An 18508-nucleotide genomic window follows, 5' to 3' on the forward strand; every position below is an offset into this window, starting at 1 on the left:
GAGCCGCTTTGCATTATGCTATGTATTTCTTTTCAAGATAAGACGATAGTCTCTTTGGATTATAGACCTCACCGAATGCCTTGGTCAAGAGAACCTTAGGTGGATAAACGGCCCCATACTTACATATTTTCTCAGACAGGAAAGCCCTTATCCCGTTTATGTCGCCCCCGCTCACCTTCGTGGGTAAGTCCTCTATGAAATGGTAGATGGTCGCAGCTAGAACGTTTCCTAAGGTGTACGTCGGGAAGTAGCCGAAACTGCCCTGTGACCAGTGTATGTCCTGCAGAACTCCTTCCCCATCATGCTTGGGCCTAACTCCCAGGTACTTATCCATGAAGTCGTTCCACATTGACGGGAGATCGCTTACGTTCAGTTTACCGGAGATGAGGTTCTTCTCAATTTCGTACCTGAGGGCAATGTGAAAGTTGTATGTGACTTCGTCTGCATCTACCCTAATGAGGCTTGGCGACACCATGTTGAAGTACCTGTACAGCGACTCCTGGTCATCCTTGATTGGGAGCTTACTCTTAAGGATGGGGTAGAGGATGTTAGTGAACTCCCTACTTCTACCCACTATGTTCTCCCAGAACCTCGATTGAGATTCATGAATCCCCGTTGAGGCTCCACCAGCAACTGGAGTCATCTCATATGCAGGATCAACCATAAGCTCGTACATGGCATGTCCCGATTCATGTATTACTGAGAATATGGTGCTCCTGAAATCTATCCCCTCATATCGGGTCGTGATCCTTACGTCCTTAGATGATATTCTAATCGTGAACGGGTGTGCGGATACATCCATCCTAAACGTTTTCGTGGGCATGTTGAGAATCTTCATGACCTCTCTATTCACCTCCTCCATAACCTTTGGGTCATAGCTCATTTCCTTTAGCGGATGATTAGAGGGAAAATAACCCTCGGCCAATACCTTTTCCAGGATGGTCCTTAGATCTGGAAGTAACTGAGAGAACACGGCATCTAGATCGGTCACCGTTATCCCTTCCTCGTAGAGATCAACTAACGCGTTATAGGGATGTCCCTCGTAACCCAATTTCTCAGCAATAGTCCTCTGAAGCTCCACTATCCTTTCCAGGTAAGGCTTGAACAGGTTGAAGTCCCCCTTCCTTTTACTCTCCCTCCACACTACCACGCTTTGTGAGGTTAGCCTGTCCAGTTCCTCTGTAATCTCCTTGGGGACAAGTTTGTAGAACCTAAGTGACCTCCTCAGTACCCGAATTACGCCCTTCCCGAAGTCGTCTAAGTCCTCTTCCCTCACCTTTTCCACGTCAGGTTCAAGTGCCATGGTCATTTCCCTGATCATGGTGGAGATGTTAGCTAGCACTTCTCCCCTTAACGCCGAGTCCTCCTCTGGCATGTAGGTTTCCAGATCCCACGCTAGAAGGGCTTGAGAGTAGTTTAGGGACCAGACCCTCTTGTACTTTTCAAGAATTTCTTGAAGCATATAGGAAGGTGCCAAGGTAGATAAAAAGAATGTCTACAAGATGTCCGTTAACCCAACTCTAGCCTCTTGACTGGTGTGGGAATGAACCCTGCCCTAGATGTGAACTCAGAGCTATCCACATCCTTCATCTTGGCCACGACCACTTTTCCAAGGAGTCCTCCCAGATCCACCTCCTCCCCAGGCTTACCCTCTATCGGGATCACCCTAACTCCAACGATCTTGTTAAGCATTAGCCCAAGAGAGAGAACATCGAGAATTAGGGCAGTAATCTTGTCCTGTCCTGCGTCTCGGGGAACCCCAACCATATCTATTCCACTGTTACAGACGGCCGACATTGCCAGCAGGTCATTGAGCTCTAGATACCCCTCTCTCATTCTCAAGGCCATGATGGAGTCCTCGCTCACAGGTATGAAGGCACTGCTAAGTCCTCCCACTAGGTTTGTTGCCATGGATCCTCCCTTCTTCACAGCGTCCATGAGTATGGCTAGAGCCGTGAGAGAGCCATGTCCACCTACCTTGGAGATTCCCATAACCTCCAGGATCTCTGCAACGCTATCGCCTACCTTTGGAGATGGGGCAAGCGATAGGTCTACGGAACCCATGGCCACACCTAGTTCGTCCGACACCATCCTCCCCACGAGCTCCCCAAGCCTCGTAACCTTGAATGAAGCCTTCTTGATTACCTCGTATAACTCCTGAAAAGTGACAGGTTTGGCTCTCCTTATGGCCCCAGCGACTACCCCAGGCCCGCTCACGGCTATGTTAATGGAGGAGTTGGGCATCCCGCGACCGTGATGTGCCGAGGGAACGAAGGGTGAGTCCTGAGGTGAATTGGCCATTATTGCTACCCTCGATGAGGCATGAGGGGACATCCTCAATAACTGTGAGGTGAATAGCTTGACAGCGTCCACGTTGAGACCTTCCTGAGTGGAAGCTGCGTTGAGCATACCGGACAACCTTGAGGTAGAATTCATGGTATCTGCTAGGCTCTGCAACATTACCTGCGCTCCCCTACTAATCCCTCTATCAGCGTACGCTGAGAATCCACCAATGTAGTCAATCTCTGACTCTCTAGCTAGGGTATCTAGGAACTCCCCTAGCTTCACCGCATATTTCACGTCTGGATAGGGCTCGAGAAAGTACTGAACTGGGGAAACAGCAACTCTCTTAGTTACGATCTTAACCCCAAGTTTATCCTGCACTGAGTTGACCACTTCTGTAAACCTAGAGAATGCAGACCTCAGAGACGATAGCTTCTCCAGGGCTCTTTCAGGGACATCAGATACAGCGAACAGAGTGTTGATGCTCAAGGTCACTGACCTTATATCTAGGTCCTCGTGCGTGAGCATGTTAATTACTTCAGCTATCTCCTCTGCGGAGTAATTCATCTAGATCCTCTCCATGTACTTGAATACCTCACCATGGAAAACCAATACCTCTACTCCAAGCTCCTTGCCTCTCCTCTGCAATTCATCCCTGAGTTGGCCCACCGAAATGTGCCCGGTATCCAAATCCACGATCATGATCATGGAGAAGATACCCCTCAGCACTGTTTGTGAGATGTCCACGATGTTCACGTTCTTCTCTGCGAGCTTCGAAGATATGCCTGCCACAATTCCCGGCTTATCAACCCCTATGACGACTACTACAGCTGTCTCCATGGGGAGAGTGACTGGACCTAGTTTTAAAAGCTAACATGGAAGTGCTCGATAACCGCAAGTTAAACAAGCCATTGTGGGTACATAAGACCCTGTAATACTCACTAACTTTTCCACCTGTGAACAAATCATGAGGTATCGCTTACGTATAAACACATTAGACACGGGATGGAGATTTGACCCTAAAAACTCAACTGATCCTAGTCTAATTTTCAGATGACTGACCTTTTTTCAGTCGATATTTCGATAAAGTTTAAAAGTACTTGATATGGGTTTGAAACCATGAAAAGGAAATTCGCTCTCCTTCTAGCCGGAATAGCTGTTGTTGTTGCTCTGGTTATCTCAATACCGATTTATCTAGCGTTAGCAAATCCCACGCCTGTAGTCTTGTCAGCCTCGACAGCTCAATCTACCCTAGGGGGTTCATGGCAGGTTCTCGAAAACCAAACTTACCTTAAGGAATATCCGACCAGCACCATCTCGATATACTATGCTAACGGGACTAACGTCACTGTTCCATATCCTCATCAAGTTAAGTCTGTGGACCACGAGGTGCTTGTGGGTAACATCAATGGGACTAAGGTGGTGATGCGCATAAACGTCATAACATTTACCTCCAACATAAGCTTCTGGGCTCACGGAATGATGTTCGGATTTCATGGAGGCCTATTCCATCATATCTTCGGATATAACGTGACCACCTACGACGGATACACCGTAATCTATGCCGAGAACTCCTTCTTCTACCCGCATACATACCTTCTAGCTTACAAGGGCAATACTCTGATAGAGATCAATCTAGTGAACTTCACCGCATCTCAGCAACAAATGGAAGAGATCTTGTCAGGAATATCTTGACAAGGTTACGTAGAGCAAGACAACACTCCTTTTTTACATAGTGAATTAACCCAGTTGACGATTACGTTCTCTATCTCGCCATACAGGTGCTTAGGTGGTGAGTGTCTCATGTTAAGCTTCACAATCTCACAGCTGTTGCCGGCCTCTCTCACCTTATCACACAGCCTTTCCGAATGAATGATGGGAACTACGTCGTCACCCTTTCCGTGTATTAGAAGTATGTTCCTAAGGGAAGAGGCGTGGGCTATTGGTGACGTCTCGAGGAGTTTTTCCCGAGGAAAGGAGGAAAGATACCTGTAGAGTTTCCCCTGTTCACTGTCCTCCGGAAACTTGGAAAGGTGTTCCAGCTGGAGCAACCTATCGGTGGGGGCAGAGACCGCGATCACTGGTACACCCCTCCTAGCTCCAGCGAGAAGCGCAACGGTACCTCCCCTTGAGTGGCCTGCGATCAACTGAAAATCGGTCTTCAACACGATCTCTAGTCCCTGCTCCACATCATAATCAAAGTTTGGAACCTCAACAGTGCCGAACCTCTTGAGAGGAACTGACAACCACTCTACCTTTGATGGTGACGAGCCCTTTCCATGCAGTACAATTGAATGCATCACGATCATGTGGGTACAAGGTGAATAAGTTTAACCCTACACTCTACTGTTTACAAAGAGTAAACCTTATTTTCACAGTGGTATAGTTTATATCCATGAGTAAGACTGTAACCGTATCGGCTAGGATACCTGAGGAGTTGAAGAGGGAACTGGAGAAGTACGGGATTAACGAGGCTGAGGTTATTAGGAGGGCTCTAATGATGGAGGTGAAAAGGGCCAAGGCCAGGGAACTCAACATGGAACTTAACAAAATAGATCACATCCTGAGCAAGTTATCAACGAGGGAAGGGGTCTCATCGATTAGGGAAGATAGGGAAAGTAGATGAGTTACCTCTTCGATTCTTCCTCAATTTATAGGGCAATTCTCGAGAGAAGGGTTGACCTCCTAGGAGGAAATTACACTGCGCCACTGGCCAGATTTGAGCTCGGGAACATAATCTGGAAGGAAGTAAGTCTAAGGAAGAATCTCACGAGGGAAGAGGGCCTGAAATTAACTACATACGTAGAAAATATCTTGGACACCATGGTAATTGCAGAGGTAAACATGGTTAGGACCGAAATGATTGCCATTTCCAACGACATAACCTATTACGACGCATCCTTCGTTAGCTTAGCCAGTGACCTCAACGTCCAACTGGTGACTGAGGATGAAAAACTGAGGAGAAAGATAGGGAAGAAGGGGATAGTTAATGTGATTTCCCTTGATGAAGTTGAGAGGTAAAACGTGAGGAGATTGTATACATATTAACGTTTTTCTCCATCTCGAGATATATTATCTTCACAAATGAACTTTTAAGCATTTAACGGAGTAGCAACTGTGCCACCCAAGCAATACATGGGCTTAATATTACTGATATTGTTCTGGGGATCAGCTTTCCCCATCATAAAGATTACCCTACAGTTTATGTCACCCTTCATTATAGCCCTTATCAGGGTGACAGTTGGAGGAACCCTATTATTTCTTGTTGTGAGGAAACTGGCATATGGCGTGAAGGAGTCGATCTCCGCCTTACTAAATATAGGAATTTTCCTGGTTCTTCTCAATTTGGGGATACAGTATTCGGCCAACCCAGGACTTGCCTCAACCTTGATCTACACGCAACCGGTATTCGTTCTCATACTATCTAGACTAGTCCTGAAGGAGAGAATAAACCTTCTTCAAGTTCTTGGAATAGTGTTGGCCTTCACTGGCGTCATAGCCTCGGTGGGACTCTCGAACTTTGATTTGGGAAGCGTAATTGCCCTCTTGGGAGGATTGACGTGGGCCGTGGGAACCATTTACTACAGGGTTTACCTGAGGGATAGGGACGTTCTCGCCCTAAATGCGTATATGTCGCTTTTCTCTGGACTCTTCCTGGCACCAGTTTCCTTGGTTGAGCCTAGGTTCACGCCTAATCTGGAGGGAATAGGGCTAGCCCTACTTGTGTCAGTCACGGCACAGGCCCTTGGGTTCATCCTCTGGTTCAATGCTGTAAAGTCGATTGGACCAGTGAGGGCAAGTACCATCGTCCTCCTCGTCCCTGTTTCCTCCTATCTTTTCTCCTATCTGCTCCTAGGGGAAATTCCCACCTTGGAGGAGGCCGTGGGATCAGCAGTAACCCTCTTCGGAATATTCCTTACCTTTATTCCAGGAATAAACACTAGAAAGCTATCGTGAAAGGAATCGTTTCATCCTTTCCTTTGCTTGAGTCGATAGTGACATAAAGGACAGTTCCCTAATCGCTTCCCTGATCGGTTCCCTACTCTTTCTCAACCAGGCCTTGATCACCTTTATGGAGCCTTGATCCATGGACGAAATCCTGGCCATTACCTTTTCCAGTTCTAGGTTGAGGTCGTCTCCCACAATATCAACAAGGCCTATTTCCCTCGCCCTCATGGCATCTATCTCCTCACCTGTGATGGCTAACCATGCAACTGAACGTCCAATCGAGTTATATCCAACGGATAATGCCATCGGAGGGATAAGGCCTAGTCTTCCCTCGGGGATTGAGAATCTCGCTGACCTAGTTGAGATTACGACATCCATGAAGAGAAGTATCTCGCACCCTCCACCGTAGGCCAACCCATTGACTGCCCCTATCACGGGTTTGTTGGTGTAGATTAGCCCATCCACCGCGTAGAGTAACGCGTTAAAGAAGTCCTCAGCCTCCCTTTGATCGTTAAGGGAGGTCATGGCCCCAATATCATCCCCAGAGCTGAAAGCTCTCCCATTCCCAGTGATGACGATAGCCCTCGAGTCGGAGGAATCCCCACGCCTCACGTGATCTCCCAGGAGTTTCCAACTCTCTGCATCTAAGGCGTTGAGTTTCTCAGGTCTATTGAAGGTTATCCAGGATATTCCATCCCTTTCCTCGTAGAGGACCTTCATGATCTCATTTTCCTCGTTATTTCACTACTTATCTCCTTTTCGTCGCTCGAATTCATTAACTTCTTCGTGGCCTCAATTAGATCTGCCTTCCTTGTCCTCTCTGCAATATCCTTAAGCTCCTGCATCTTCCTGGTTGCCTCCACTTGCATACCCGACTCCAGGAGCTTAGATATCTCCTTCATCTTCTCGTAATATTCTGCCTCCCATAGAAGGTACTTGTTTAGCCCAGAGACGAACTGTGCACTGTCCGTCGCTGGGATTACGGAGATGAACTTCTCCAGGGAATACTCCCTGTCATCAAGCGTGTCTGTGTAGGTTAACTTAACCCTCACGAGTTCGCCAGAGTATTTGGGGGGCACTTGAATGAAACCGTAAATCCTTGTGACGCCCTCAACTGTACCAATGTAGATCGGAGGGGTGTAGTTCACATAATTCACGGGGAACTTCGAGAAGACGTCCACCCTGACCTTTACTCCACCAGATGGTTTCGCCCTCTCTTCCTCCATTATCCTTGAGATCTCGCTCACGTCATTCACGTGATAGAAGCGTCCGTTACTGAGGTCTGCCAAACTGCGTAGGATTTTCGCGTTATACTCGCCTACGCCAATGGGAATGAACTGCGAGAATCGAGGGACCTCTAGCTTAGAGTACTCCTTCTCATCCTCCACATCAGTGGGATAGCCATCGGTGATGAGTAATACTCTGGCTGGATGCTCATCAATGAGGGAAATGGCCTTCTTGACTGCGGAATAGAGGGCAGTGTTTCCGTCAGGGACTATTTCCTCTAAGTACTCCAGGGCCGTACTAGGTGGAACCCTTCTGCAGAGAACGTTCACGTTATCTGAGAACGTGATAATGGTAACCCTTGTGGAAGTATCAGCGTTCTCCAAAAGGTTCCTTATGGCCTCGAGTGCCACCTCTAATCTGTTGTTAACGCCTATGTCGTCCTTCAAGTACCTAACTACGTGTCCATCAACCTCGGCTGTGCCCGCAATTAAGCTATCATCTACCTCAGGGGGGTTATCAATAATACCCATGGAACCGCTCACGTCAAGGACTATAAAGAGGTCAAGGGGGACAGGTTTCACTCTCTCCGGGACTATGGTCGCTCGAAACGCAAACTTGAGCTCCCCATTCCACGAAAATGAGTGGGAGCCCTCTAGCCGTAGAGAAAGGACCATAATAAAAAGATACAAATGCAAGTTATAAATAGCAATGAACCGTCCCTGAAGCTAACCATACCTGAAGCTAACTCCTCCCTCAGGGAACTTGAAGGATATGGCACCGAAGGGACAGGCTACGAGGGCTGCACCACACTCGAGACACCTCTCGTAATGTACTTCTATAACGTCACCTGATCTCTCATAGGTTCCGGCAGGACACACCTTAACGCAGGGTTTTTCGGCACAGGTCCTGCATACCTCTATGTTAACCTTAATATGTGGTTCCCTGTCCACTCGATACTTATTGAGTGAAAGCCTCTTAACTAGATCCAATCACATCACCTTCGTCAAGTCCCTCACTACCTGCGTCAGGGTGAGACCATCCCTCTTCACTTCCTCCTGGAAGACGGTCATGAGAGTCTTCCTCTCTCCCTCCACTGTGAACATTCTTGAAAGGACCCTGCAGAACAGTTCTGGGTAGACTCTGAACAACCTCTCGTTATTCATGAGCTGAAAAGCCCTGCTGGCCGTCTTAAGGTCCTTCATCACGAAGGATTCCTGGAGCATATCCTCATAAATTTTCGTGTTAGAGAGATCCCCTAGATCCAGTATCTTTTTGGCAGCCCTCCCGGCCACAATCCCTGACCCAATGGCCAGATCCATTCCCCTTATGACAAATCCGTCATTAATCAGGAAACCCGCCGCGTCACCTGTAACGAGCAGGTTAGGTGCGGTAAGAGGGGGAAGCTTAGTATAACCATAGTAGGGGATAAGGTGAGCCGAATACTCAAGTATTTCACCCTCAACTCCCAGTTTGGTTCTTAGATCCTCCACTATATCCCTGGCCAAGACTCTCTCTTTCTGCAGGGAATTGACCTTGACTGTGGCACCTATCGACAAAGTGTCCTTGTTCACGTACATGAAACCACCTCCCAGTAGGCCGTTCAGGTACCCCACTAGTACCCTCGCCTCACCCTCCTCAGGAACGTTGTCAGGCTTTATCACTTCCTTTACTCCCAGCATGAGTGAGTCAGGGGAGAGACTCCTCAGTCCTAGGTACCTAGACACGCCTGCGGTCACCCCATCTGCCTCAATCACTAACTTAGCCCTAAGATCTCCCCTATTGGTTCTCACGGTGATACCCTGATTCTCCCTCACTGCATCATGAACCAAGGTCTCATACATAACCAAAACCCCCTCCTCCTCTGCCTTCTTTGCGAGCCATGGATCAAACTTAGCTCTCAACACCGAGTAACTGTTCCTAGTGTTTGGATCGTAAAAAGAGAAGGTGAGTCTCTTCTCCCCGCAGGCAATTTCGTACGTCTCCCTAACGATGGGCTTCTCGAGAGGAGCCTCCTCAATGTTAACTAGACTCTTGAGAGCGTGAACGTACATTCTCCCCCCGCTAACGTTCTTTGCTCCCGAGTACTCACCTCTTTCCAGGATTAGGATGGACAGACCTTCCCTGTTCGCGGTTATCCCAGCTGATAGGCCAGCGAGGCCTCCGCCCACAACTATAACGTCTGCATCAAAGCTCATTTTGAAAGCCTCCCGATCATTACCTTACAGAACTCAATTGCGTCCCCCACGACTAGGTAATCGCAGTTCTCGGCAATCGGGGCATTCTTATCCTTGTTGACTGCCACTATTATCTTCGAGTCCCTGATCCCGGCTATATGCTGAGGCTGTCCTGAAATTCCCAGGGCTATGTAGAGCTGAGGCCTAACCTTGTTCCCTGATAGGCCTATTTGCCTGTCCTCAGGGAGCCAACCCATCTCCGCAGTCACAGGCCTGCTACCTCCCACTGCTCCATTCAACAACTTGGCCAATTCCTCGGCATACTTGACGTTTTCCTTGGATCCCATTCCCCTTCCCACTGACACGATTATCTTGGCCTTGTCAAGACTAACCGATTGTTGTGCAGGCTTCCTTTCCTTCAAGACAACACTGGAGCTAGGCAAGATAACCTTCTCTACCTCCCCCTTGAGGAGGTTAGGCTCCATTGTGTTCTTTTGAACCGTGATAACTGCGGGCAACTTGAGCCTGAGGGTGGCTATTCCCACACCGCTGTAAACTGGTCTCTTTACCAGAAGGGACTGTCCCTCGAACTTGGCCTCCATAACATCTGAGGCGACCGAGGCCTTGAGCTTACCCGCAAGCGAGAAGGCGAAGGTTCTATCCCTCTTGGTACCTCCAGCTATCACTACATCAGGCTTTAGGGTATATGCGAACTCGGAGAGGGGTAGTTCCCACGCTCCCTCCAGGGTTGGAATGAACAACTTGTCCACATACCTGCTCTCCGAGGGATGGATCCCAAGTATTTCACCTCCGATTTGCTGCGCGATCCATGAAGAGGATCTGAAGAAGTCTGGGTCCTCTGAGACGACTAGGATTCTCATAGCACTCCCTCCCCCTTCAGGTAGTTTATGAGCTGATCCACGGCCTCAGCCATGGGTTTCTCGATTATTACCTTCTTCCTCGATGTGACGAAGGGTTGTACTTCAACCAGTTCAGCTAAGGGTTGAGACGAGAAATTGACCTGCTTCACAGGTTTTTTCGCCGACTCCATTATTTGCTTCACTGAGGGCGTCCTAGGTGTGTTAATTTCCCCGGTCACAGACACCACGGCTGGGAGTGGTGCCTCAACGACCTCTACGTCACCTACACTCCTCTCTGCCGTGATTGTTGAGTCGTGAATCGTGAGAGACCTAGCGTAAGAGATGAGAGGATAACCCAACAGTTGTGCTAGGTAAGGGGGAAGCGCAGAAGTACTGCTGTCAGTAGTGGTTTCAGCCATTAACACAAGCTTGGGTGATATCCCCCTCACGGTCTCGGCAAGTGCCATGGCCGTCCCTGCTACGTCTAGGTAACCTGTGGATATTGCCACAACCTCGTCCAAACCCATGGAGAGGGCGTCCCTAATGCTCTTCCTGTCAGTATTACCGACTGTAACCCCTATGGCCTTCCATCCCAGCTTCTCCTTTAGTCTGACGGCCTCCTCAATAGCGTTCTTATCGTAGGTGCTTATCTTGACGGGAACGTTTGTCTCGACTTTCCCGCCTATAACGCGAACAGACGTATCGTCTGGTACCACTTTGAAACAAGCGACTACTGACATGATAATAACTACCCTAGGGAAACATAAATTAGTATCTTTGGAGTTCAATGATATATAGAATCATATAATTACAGAACATTGCTCTAAATGAATTAAGGTGTTATGACTAAATCACCACGCGTCACGACTGTACTATTTCAGTATTGTTTCTGTTCTCCTGGAGAAGGGAGATTGAGGAGGACATTGAGTAGGTTTAATCGTCGCGGAAGTTAGGACAAGGTTAAAAAAGCGGTGTAATAAGGGAGTTAAAATGAGAGTAGTTCTACTCGTTGCCCTTTTGTTGTTCGCCTTGGTTCCGCTAACCAGTTCGCAGGCCCTTATCCAGAACGTGATATATAACGTGCAGAGTGTGAAGGGGGTGTTCCACTCCAATGTTACAAACGAAAATTACATGGTTGGATGCTTTCAGGGAGACGTGTATGTCTGGGAGAACACTAGTCCGGTCCTGGTGGGGCAAGGGGTGATTGGAAGTGCGGGACTAGAGGGGGATTATGTAGTGATTGAGGGGTATGTGGTCGTGAACGAAACGCCTTTCCTGAGGATGTGGGTCCTTAACGTGGTGAACAATAGGGAGATTGAGATTCCGATCTCCACGAACTACACGCTTGTGGGGAACGTAGGGGATTACCTATTCCTGGAGTATAACTCTAGTTCTGGGTCTTCCGTCACAGCCCTTAACATGAGTACCGGGAAATTCGTGGGCGTTAGCGATTACCTAGGGCAGGGGAAAGTTGGGGTGAAAATGCTGAACTCCACTGAGGATAGTGCCAACCTTTTGATATGGTCGGTTAACGGGGGAGTAGTACAGGTCAGCCTGGAACAACTCTTCGTGTACTCTGGAACCCTCCTATCAGGTCCCCCCACGACTCTCGTTTCGTCTGCAGGTAAGCTCATCGAGGTACATGGTGGGCTAATAATCGAGGGTCCTCAGTCCTACATCATCACCGATTCGGGCAAGGTCTTGTACGTCCCTGGCCTAACCGAGGTTAACTCTGCCTGGATAGAAGGAAACACTGCCCTCATCCTGAACGGCTCTAGCCTAGTGATAGCCTCCTCCAGCGTCTCCGTGATCCCGCTCCCATCACCGGGTCAACTCGCGATTCCTGGACCCTTCAACTTGACCTACGTTGTGTCTGGCGATCAGACCTACGTCGTGAGGGGCTCAACCCAGGTGTCCTCAATCACCTTCTCGGCCTCATCCCTCCTATACGAGAGCCAGGGGACAGCCTACCTCCTGTCGCAAGGCCTTGAGGAGATGAACCTCTTCACGGGAGAGGTGTCCTCTACCCCGATCCAGGGTAACCTGGAGGGCTTCATCCCATTACAGGGAGGGATCCTCCTGTACACCTTGGTCAACGACCAGGTATACGTGTACTCTGCCTCGTCTCCCGGCTTCACGGCCTCCATAACCCTGAACTACCCAGGGTATTGGGTCCTCGAGCTGGGCAACGTTGAAGTTAACGTCACGGGAACCCTAGTTCTGACCCTCCCGTCAGGAGAGTACACCTTCACCGTGAGGCCTGAGCCCGGGTACAACGTGATCACGGGGGAGATCTCTCCCACCAATTCGACCCTACTCCTTACCCCAGTCAAATCGCTTTACACTCTCCTGATCGTGGGCTTCGGTGCGCCTTACTGGAGCCTGGAGATAGACGGTCACCTCGTGAACTCGACGGGACTAGTGGTCCTGAGCGAGTCTGTGGGAGTTTACGGGTTCAGCGTAATCCCTCCAGAATACTACAACTACACCGTCAAGGTCATAACTGGTCAACTTTCTCAGGGACAGGTAACCGTAACCCCCTCCTCTAACGCGGTGACCTTGAACGGGAGGACATATCGTAACGTCTCGCTCTACGTCGAGATCAACTTCACCGAGGAGAGGTTCCCGCTACGCGTGGAAAGCCAAATCCCGTTCACCCTTAACCTGAACGGAACGCCCTACAACGTGACTGGAAATTCTACCCTCTACCTATATCCAGGCTTGTACTACGTTAAGGTTTCACCGCCCAATGGCTATAACGTGACCTACCCCTTGAAGGTGGTGGTCCCGCTCAACTCATCGCTCACGGTTATTTTCACGAAGAGTCAAAACGTTACGAGAAATACTGTCAACCTAACAAGAACCACTATCCCACCATCCTCTAACGTTAGTTCTCTTGGTGAGAATTCTACAACTCAACCTGCACAGATACTAACTATATCATCTTTCTATGTCAAGGTAATAACTCTCATAATCTTCCTAGCCGTAGCAATAATTATAGGATTAAAGGTAAGATAAGTCGTTTTCCTTGAGTATCCAGTTGAAACTTTTCCTCACTTTATCGCATTTAACTCGTTAAGAACCTCCTGTATGGAAGGTCTCCTTGTCGGATCAGGATCCGTCATTTTCTTCACCAGACCCTCGACTTCATGGAACCTGCTCAATCTTAAACTAGAATGGACTGCAGAATATGCCCTCCTCGCCCTATCTAGGTTAGCCCTAAAGTCTCCCCTCCTCAGAAAAGCGTCGACAGCTCCGTCCATTTCCCTGACCACCTCTGGCGGATTAAGTGAAGTCCCGTTTATTAACCTGTAAATTGTTGCCCCTAGCGCGAAAACGTCCATGTCTGGCCTGGCACCTCTTCCCAATAACATGTCCTCAACTTGATCCACAGGGCAGTACTCAGCTGTATATTCGGTGATCCTCTCTCCTCTCCTCCTCGCAGAACCCAGGTCCCCAAGTTTTACCGCAGTCTTCCCGTTAACCAGATTGTTCAGAACTTCTCCACCAGTGTTCCCTGGCGGTTCACTGAAAAAGATATTCCTGGGCTTAACGTCTAGGTGAACGTAGTTCTCGCTGTGAACCACTGAGAGTGCCCTCGCTGTACTCATGAAGATAATCCTTACCACGGAGGGCCAATTGGATGAGAGAAACACTGCCTCCTTCTTCACTAGGTCCTCCGCTGTCCCGCCGGTCATTAGCTCCATGACTATAGCAGGGGGATTGGTAAGGTATAGGAAGGACTTTCCCTCCAGGATCTCCCTGATGGTATTAACGTCAGCGTAGACCCCATACAGTTTAACGATGTCATTGGAGCGCTCAGATATCTCCTGGAGTTTTGACGATTCCTTACTGAGGTCAGAGAACGTAGAGATTCCTAGCCTAGTTGAGGAACTTGAGGATGAAGGAGAAACGTTGGCTATCTTTATTGCATACTTCTTGTTCTCCCTCCTCCCTAGAAGCACATACGAGGTTCCCCCAATGCCTAGAATGCTCTCCACGTCGTAACCGTAGATAGTCCTCCCTATCCAGATCTTGGGATCCCAGGAGCTGAGAAGAGGCGGAGATATGGTCACTTTCCTTCTCTCTACCCTAGTTATCTCGCCCTTTTGAGCCTCCACCACAACTTCATAGGTCTTCCCTTCTAGGGATGTGACCGTCGCGGTGTAGACTCCAGCCTCTGGGTTATTGAAGGAGAGATCTTCGTCATTTACCCTTATCCTTATCTTATCTACAGGGGATTTAGAACCGTCCACAATAGTTTCAGCTGTAATAATCAAATCAGGCCATCTTTGATCAACCTTAAGATTGATTTCTAGATTTAGGGACTTGACTTCAACCTCCCTTGACACTGAAATGGTGTTATTTCTGATACTTGCCGTTGCCTCCACTACATATTTCCCTGGAGCTGGAATCAAGTACTCTCCAGTGAATTCCCTCCCGTTCTCCTGAAGTTTCACTGGCTCCCCATTAACTGATACCTCAAGCGAGTTAACCTTACCAGTAACCTTCACCACTATGTTCAACTTATTACCGTTCACCATACTTTCTATTCTGATGGGCGTTGAAGCTACGTGCTGAGTGGTGATGATATTCTGTGAGATGCACTCTCCAGCAAAACATAGCTTTACTTCATGGGATCCCGGACGTGTGAATATGGTCGAGATGCACTCCGAATTGTTACATGAGAATTTCTGAGGGAGAGAATCCACAAGAAGGGTAGTCTTCATCCCCCTTGGACGAAACCTCACTACTATCTTGTTTCCCTCAGCCTTTACCTCTAGTTCCTTGTTGTCCTCTCTACTCACTATGCTTACTGATCCTGCTTGAAGGGGGAGGAACGCCAGTTGTGTAGGACCAAGAAGATACACTAACGCCGATAGTCCCAAGAATATCAGAGGAACTGATCTCTTGAAGCCCAGAGCCAGGATAGGAACTGACACAAGGAAGGTCAAAACTCCCCAAAGGATCACCGAGACCAAGGATATTGAAAGGAAACTTGTAAGACTCACGCCCAAGAAATTAAGGCCGCTCTCTAGGGACTGTGAAACAAGAACCAGTGCAATGGCCGGCACAACGTTCCACCTGCTTTGAACAAGTTTCATGACAGGAGATATGAAGAGAGGTGTCCCAGCTACAAACGGAAACCATGAATATACCCCTGAACTAACTAGAATAATTCCTGCGACGGAATAGGAAATACCAAATATGACCAGAAAGGCTATGAAGGGTACTAAAACTAATCTCCTAAAATCACCAGCGGATAAGGCCAGTCCAAGCGACGAAATAGCTAACAAGGTTGCAATCGCTAAATCCAGATTCGAGGGATCAAGAAGCAGAGGAAGTATGAATAGGGTTATTGAATACACGGGAACAACGTAAAGATTTGCTCTAGGGAGGGCTAGGGGTATACATGAAAGTGGGATTGAGAGACCAATTAACAGGTCATATATGGAAAGGCGAGAATCTATAACGAAGAAGATAAGCAGATAGGTAACAAATAAGATGTAGATTACTGAGATAGCCCTGAACGTTGGTCTCTCCACAATATTTCCCTTGGGTATTGATCCGCCAAACCTTTTTTAACTTCTCCATAACTATGATACGATCTACCTCTCGAGAAAAGTAAAAAGTGGAATTGGAGCAATAAAGGAAAGATACTAAAGATCTTGCTAGATCAAGGACAACCCAAGTTCCTCCAAGGAACTAGGGCTTGGCAGGGCACCAGAGCTACCCACGTATGAAATCTGAACGAAATGTGATCCGCTAACCATGTAGATTATCTCCGTTTGGCCCAGTGAATACGTGGAGACCCATACACCATTTATCAACTGAGGGCTTGAGGGAGCCACCGATTCGAGGTAGGATAATGCGGAGTGGGCTGACGGGAAGTAAACTTGAAGGACTGTGAGCAGATCTCCTCCACTATCAGTGAGATTAGCGTAGGATATCGCATACGATCCGAAACTCTGCAAGAATGCGGTGGGAGAACTATCCGCAACTCCCTTGAATGAGCTAACGAGCGACCAACTTAAGCCAGTGTAATGATCAAGGACCGAGACCGATGGGATTGAGGGAACCTGAGCATTCACATTCCCTCCCAAGAATCCCAGGGAGAGAGCCCCTGCGATAAGCACTATGGCTACAACCTCACCTATCTTTAGACCAGTGTTCAAACTTTTTCACCATTATTATACCTATTAACAAAATATGGGTAATAAACTTTATGTTGATATGTGGATAAATGTATAAAAGAGTCTACTTCTTTAGTTGTTTCTATATATAACGATAAACTTAAACATATGCAACTTTTAATTTTAGATATCAATAATAACCTATGATTCAGAGAATACTGCTTCCATTACTTGGCGGTCTAGGACTAATTGATATTCTTACTACCTATGTGGGCGTTCAGGCAGGATACACGGAACAGAACGCGTTACTTCACTTACTCCAAGGAAATCCGTTGACCCTGCTCCTAGTGATGACTCTACTAAAGGTTGTGGCAATTGTGGGCTCGGCTTTCCTGGTAAAAAGGGCCGTAATTTTACCTGCGCTGGTTTTAGTTGGCTTGTTCGCAATAGCCGATTTATCCAATATGTTGACACTCCTCTAGGGAGACTTGCTCTGAAGGACTTCATACGCATGTATTCCACGAATATTTACAAGTAGATAAGTTAGTAGATTAAAAGTTTTAAAGAATACGCGGGTCTTAGATATAATAAGTTATAAAGTTGATATGATATTTCGTCGTTATTAATATTTATTTTAATCCTATAACCCATGAACGATGGAAAATATTAAACTCTTTTCTAATGAAAAGAGATTATATTCTGGGAAGAATAAATTACTAATTTATGCCTATGTTTTAAACCCCAGGCCCAAATCTTGATTGATGAACAAGAAGATGCTCGCATTGGGTCTAATACTTGCCGTCGTAGGGTTGAACCCCGTGACTGAGGAACTCGAATTTCACTCGGCAACTGCGTATATGTTGTCGCATTACGCCGTTGTTTCCTCAGGCTTCATACTGGGATACCTTCTCTTAAGGAACGACTGGAAATTTTCTGTTATTGGAGTGGTCCCCGTGATATTCTGGCACCTGCCCTTACCCTTCTCCCTGGGGGCGGGAATCCTTGAGTTTAGGGTCCTTCTAGACGTTTCACTACTCTTAGGTGGTTTCCTCTTGGGCTCGTCCATACACACCCTTCCACAGTGGAGTAAGATTAGCCTCTTCGCCCTTTACATGTTGGGAGATACTGTGCTTAGTATTCTTCTAGTCATTGGAAGCCCCGAGTACAGCAATAAGGTTTATCCTTTCTCCCCTTATTCTCCTGAGTCTCTCCCCTTAGCTGGGATTTTCATGATAGTGGCGATGAACGTAATATTAGCCACCGTGATATATCTTGCCTTTAGAAGTGTGTTAAGAGGACTATGATGGTGCACATCTTGTATCATCTACTCTCAGGGTATAGCTCGCCCTTCTCAAGGAATCTTATAAAGATCCTCATGATAATGAAGAAAGCCACAACATTCATTAGAAGGAACATGAACATCCCAGCATCCTTGATTTGCCACGTGGGATAGGGAGAGGAGGGGAAGGTATACCCGCTGTCACCAAGAAGGAAAGCGATTGAGAGGGCCGTGTCCCCAGCCATCCATCCTCCCAACAAGGTATAACCTACCATGTTACCTCCCGCCTGAAATGAGGAGCCAACTAGGAAGCCTCCTAGTACCAAGCCTAGCTCCAGGATCAGTCTCACTGGTTCACTATATGCGGAAACATCAAATATCAAGGGTATGTGAGCCAGTACCGCTAATCCGGAGCCCACAACTAGCTTACCCACCCAATATTTCCTCGAGACCATAGCCAAGCCAATCCACATTCCCAAGGCAAACAGGGCGTAATGGGAGGCCATGTAGAGCACGGCATTTTTTCCATATATTTCCTCAAAAAGTGGGTTAACTATCAGTAATACAAGGAAAATTCCCAAAAAAAGAGTCTTCCCTTTCATA

Annotated in this window: 20 protein-coding genes; 7 read left to right on the forward strand and 13 right to left on the reverse strand. The window is 47.7% G+C overall.

The genetic code is table 11. From position 1 onward, the window contains the following. Nucleotides 1-13: 13 nt before the first annotated feature. The 3 genes from ACI49J_RS09990 to ACI49J_RS10000 are packed head-to-tail and all read right to left on the reverse strand — an operon-like array spanning nt 14 to nt 3123. Nucleotides 14-1462: a carboxypeptidase M32 gene (locus ACI49J_RS09990; protein WP_409366352.1), complete on the reverse strand. Its 1449-nt coding sequence runs from the start codon at nt 1460-1462 to the stop codon at nt 14-16. A gap of 47 nt (nt 1463-1509) precedes the next feature. Next, the gene (locus tag ACI49J_RS09995; RefSeq protein WP_240254210.1) at nt 1510-2850 is read right to left on the reverse strand and encodes a PFL family protein; all 1341 of its coding nucleotides are present in this window, start codon (nt 2848-2850) and stop codon (nt 1510-1512) included. Further along, the gene (locus ACI49J_RS10000) at nt 2851-3123 is read right to left on the reverse strand and encodes an ACT domain-containing protein (protein WP_240254208.1); all 273 of its coding nucleotides are present in this window, start codon (nt 3121-3123) and stop codon (nt 2851-2853) included. Nucleotides 3124-3402: 279 nt separating this feature from the next. Between ACI49J_RS10000 and ACI49J_RS10005 the strand changes: the two genes are divergently transcribed. Beyond that, on the forward strand, nt 3403-3978 hold the full coding sequence (locus ACI49J_RS10005) for a zinc ribbon domain-containing protein (protein ID WP_240254206.1): 576 nt from the start codon (nt 3403-3405) through the stop codon (nt 3976-3978). Between the two features lie 5 nt (nt 3979-3983). Here the strand turns inward: ACI49J_RS10005 and ACI49J_RS10010 are convergent, their stop codons facing one another. Beyond that, complete coding sequence (locus ACI49J_RS10010; RefSeq protein ID WP_240254204.1) at nt 3984-4583, reverse strand: S9 family peptidase; 600 nt, start codon at nt 4581-4583, stop codon at nt 3984-3986. A 95-nt stretch (nt 4584-4678) separates the two neighbouring features. On the opposite strand from ACI49J_RS10010, the gene ACI49J_RS10015 reads away from it, so the two are divergent. The 3 genes from ACI49J_RS10015 (at nt 4679) to ACI49J_RS10025 (ending at nt 6240) form a co-directional block, all read left to right on the forward strand. After that, nucleotides 4679-4909 (forward strand): hypothetical protein, encoded by a 231-nt coding sequence (locus tag ACI49J_RS10015; RefSeq protein ID WP_011921484.1) that lies wholly within the window; start codon nt 4679-4681, stop codon nt 4907-4909. Continuing rightward, complete coding sequence (locus ACI49J_RS10020; RefSeq protein WP_240254202.1) at nt 4906-5304, forward strand: type II toxin-antitoxin system VapC family toxin; 399 nt, start codon at nt 4906-4908, stop codon at nt 5302-5304. Before ACI49J_RS10015 ends, ACI49J_RS10020 begins: the two co-directional genes overlap by 4 nt. 96 nt (nt 5305-5400) lie before the next feature. Further along, nucleotides 5401-6240 (forward strand): DMT family transporter, encoded by an 840-nt coding sequence (locus ACI49J_RS10025; protein WP_011921482.1) that lies wholly within the window; start codon nt 5401-5403, stop codon nt 6238-6240. Here the strand turns inward: ACI49J_RS10025 and ACI49J_RS10030 are convergent. From ACI49J_RS10030 to ACI49J_RS10055, 6 genes are read right to left on the reverse strand one after another with little or no spacing between them, the layout of a single operon-like run. Next, the gene (locus ACI49J_RS10030; RefSeq protein WP_240254451.1) at nt 6232-6954 is read right to left on the reverse strand and encodes an enoyl-CoA hydratase/isomerase family protein; all 723 of its coding nucleotides are present in this window, start codon (nt 6952-6954) and stop codon (nt 6232-6234) included. The genes ACI49J_RS10025 and ACI49J_RS10030 overlap by 9 nt on opposite strands. After that, nucleotides 6948-8132 (reverse strand): VWA domain-containing protein, encoded by a 1185-nt coding sequence (locus ACI49J_RS10035; protein ID WP_240254201.1) that lies wholly within the window; start codon nt 8130-8132, stop codon nt 6948-6950. The genes ACI49J_RS10030 and ACI49J_RS10035 overlap by 7 nt, the downstream gene beginning before the upstream one ends. A 51-nt stretch (nt 8133-8183) precedes the next feature. After that, a complete protein-coding gene (locus tag ACI49J_RS10040; protein ID WP_240254200.1) occupies nt 8184-8447 on the reverse strand; it encodes a ferredoxin family protein in 264 nt (87 codons plus the stop codon). Continuing rightward, a complete protein-coding gene (locus tag ACI49J_RS10045) occupies nt 8448-9653 on the reverse strand; it encodes an FAD-dependent oxidoreductase (protein WP_240254199.1) in 1206 nt (401 codons plus the stop codon). Beyond that, nucleotides 9650-10513 carry an electron transfer flavoprotein subunit alpha/FixB family protein gene (locus ACI49J_RS10050; RefSeq protein WP_240254198.1) on the reverse strand — a complete coding sequence of 288 codons (864 nt, stop codon included), beginning with the start codon at nt 10511-10513 and terminating at the stop codon, nt 9650-9652. The genes ACI49J_RS10045 and ACI49J_RS10050 overlap by 4 nt, the downstream gene beginning before the upstream one ends. Next, nucleotides 10510-11232 carry an electron transfer flavoprotein subunit beta/FixA family protein gene (locus tag ACI49J_RS10055; protein WP_240254197.1) on the reverse strand — a complete coding sequence of 241 codons (723 nt, stop codon included), beginning with the start codon at nt 11230-11232 and terminating at the stop codon, nt 10510-10512. Before ACI49J_RS10055 ends, ACI49J_RS10050 begins: the two co-directional genes overlap by 4 nt. Nucleotides 11233-11482: 250 nt before the next feature. Here ACI49J_RS10055 and ACI49J_RS10060 point away from each other — a divergent pair, with 250 nt between their 5' ends. Further along, nucleotides 11483-13510, forward strand: a complete 2028-nt coding sequence (locus tag ACI49J_RS10060; RefSeq protein WP_409366353.1) for a hypothetical protein — start codon at nt 11483-11485, stop codon at nt 13508-13510. Nucleotides 13511-13545: 35 nt separating this feature from the next. Here ACI49J_RS10060 and ACI49J_RS10065 read toward each other — a convergent pair whose 3' ends face one another. Together ACI49J_RS10065 and ACI49J_RS10070 are read right to left on the reverse strand one after the other, a co-directional pair. Next, on the reverse strand, nt 13546-16038 hold the full coding sequence (locus ACI49J_RS10065) for a protein kinase domain-containing protein (protein ID WP_409366354.1): 2493 nt from the start codon (nt 16036-16038) through the stop codon (nt 13546-13548). Between the two features lie 126 nt (nt 16039-16164). Beyond that, the gene (locus tag ACI49J_RS10070; protein WP_240254192.1) at nt 16165-16668 is read right to left on the reverse strand and encodes a hypothetical protein; all 504 of its coding nucleotides are present in this window, start codon (nt 16666-16668) and stop codon (nt 16165-16167) included. 161 nt (nt 16669-16829) lie between these two features. Here ACI49J_RS10070 and ACI49J_RS10075 point away from each other — a divergent pair, with 161 nt between their 5' ends. Both ACI49J_RS10075 and ACI49J_RS10080 read left to right on the forward strand, forming a co-directional pair. Continuing rightward, nucleotides 16830-17108 (forward strand): DUF5658 family protein, encoded by a 279-nt coding sequence (locus ACI49J_RS10075; protein WP_240254191.1) that lies wholly within the window; start codon nt 16830-16832, stop codon nt 17106-17108. 279 nt (nt 17109-17387) lie between these two features. Further along, a complete protein-coding gene (locus ACI49J_RS10080; RefSeq protein ID WP_240254190.1) occupies nt 17388-17930 on the forward strand; it encodes a DUF1404 domain-containing protein in 543 nt (180 codons plus the stop codon). Nucleotides 17931-17946: 16 nt separating this feature from the next. On the opposite strand, the gene ACI49J_RS10085 is transcribed toward ACI49J_RS10080, so the two are convergent. After that, on the reverse strand, nt 17947-18507 hold the full coding sequence (locus ACI49J_RS10085) for a DUF1404 domain-containing protein (protein ID WP_409366355.1): 561 nt from the start codon (nt 18505-18507) through the stop codon (nt 17947-17949). Nucleotide 18508 lies beyond the last annotated feature (1 nt).

It is taken from the genome of Metallosphaera sp. D4-4, assembly GCF_046245145.1.
Lineage (GTDB): Archaea > Thermoproteota > Thermoprotei_A > Sulfolobales > Sulfolobaceae > Metallosphaera > Metallosphaera sedula.

Coding starts and splice junctions, on each gene's coding strand:
- ACI49J_RS09990 (WP_409366352.1), bottom strand. CDS start 1,462: ATGCTTCAAGAAATTCTTGAAAAGTACAAGAGGGTCTGGTCCCTAAAC.
- ACI49J_RS10020 (WP_240254202.1), top strand. CDS start 4,906: ATGAGTTACCTCTTCGATTCTTCCTCAATTTATAGGGCAATTCTCGAG.
- ACI49J_RS10075 (WP_240254191.1), top strand. CDS start 16,830: ATGATTCAGAGAATACTGCTTCCATTACTTGGCGGTCTAGGACTAATT.
- ACI49J_RS10015 (WP_011921484.1), top strand. CDS start 4,679: ATGAGTAAGACTGTAACCGTATCGGCTAGGATACCTGAGGAGTTGAAG.
- ACI49J_RS10010 (WP_240254204.1), bottom strand. CDS start 4,583: ATGCATTCAATTGTACTGCATGGAAAGGGCTCGTCACCATCAAAGGTA.
- ACI49J_RS10085 (WP_409366355.1), bottom strand. CDS start 18,507: ATGAAAGGGAAGACTCTTTTTTTGGGAATTTTCCTTGTATTACTGATA.
- ACI49J_RS10005 (WP_240254206.1), top strand. CDS start 3,403: ATGAAAAGGAAATTCGCTCTCCTTCTAGCCGGAATAGCTGTTGTTGTT.
- ACI49J_RS10060 (WP_409366353.1), top strand. CDS start 11,483: ATGAGAGTAGTTCTACTCGTTGCCCTTTTGTTGTTCGCCTTGGTTCCG.
- ACI49J_RS10000 (WP_240254208.1), bottom strand. CDS start 3,123: ATGGAGACAGCTGTAGTAGTCGTCATAGGGGTTGATAAGCCGGGAATT.
- ACI49J_RS10045 (WP_240254199.1), bottom strand. CDS start 9,653: ATGAGCTTTGATGCAGACGTTATAGTTGTGGGCGGAGGCCTCGCTGGC.
- ACI49J_RS09995 (WP_240254210.1), bottom strand. CDS start 2,850: ATGAATTACTCCGCAGAGGAGATAGCTGAAGTAATTAACATGCTCACG.
- ACI49J_RS10035 (WP_240254201.1), bottom strand. CDS start 8,132: ATGGTCCTTTCTCTACGGCTAGAGGGCTCCCACTCATTTTCGTGGAAT.
- ACI49J_RS10080 (WP_240254190.1), top strand. CDS start 17,388: ATGAACAAGAAGATGCTCGCATTGGGTCTAATACTTGCCGTCGTAGGG.
- ACI49J_RS10055 (WP_240254197.1), bottom strand. CDS start 11,232: ATGTCAGTAGTCGCTTGTTTCAAAGTGGTACCAGACGATACGTCTGTT.
- ACI49J_RS10050 (WP_240254198.1), bottom strand. CDS start 10,513: ATGAGAATCCTAGTCGTCTCAGAGGACCCAGACTTCTTCAGATCCTCT.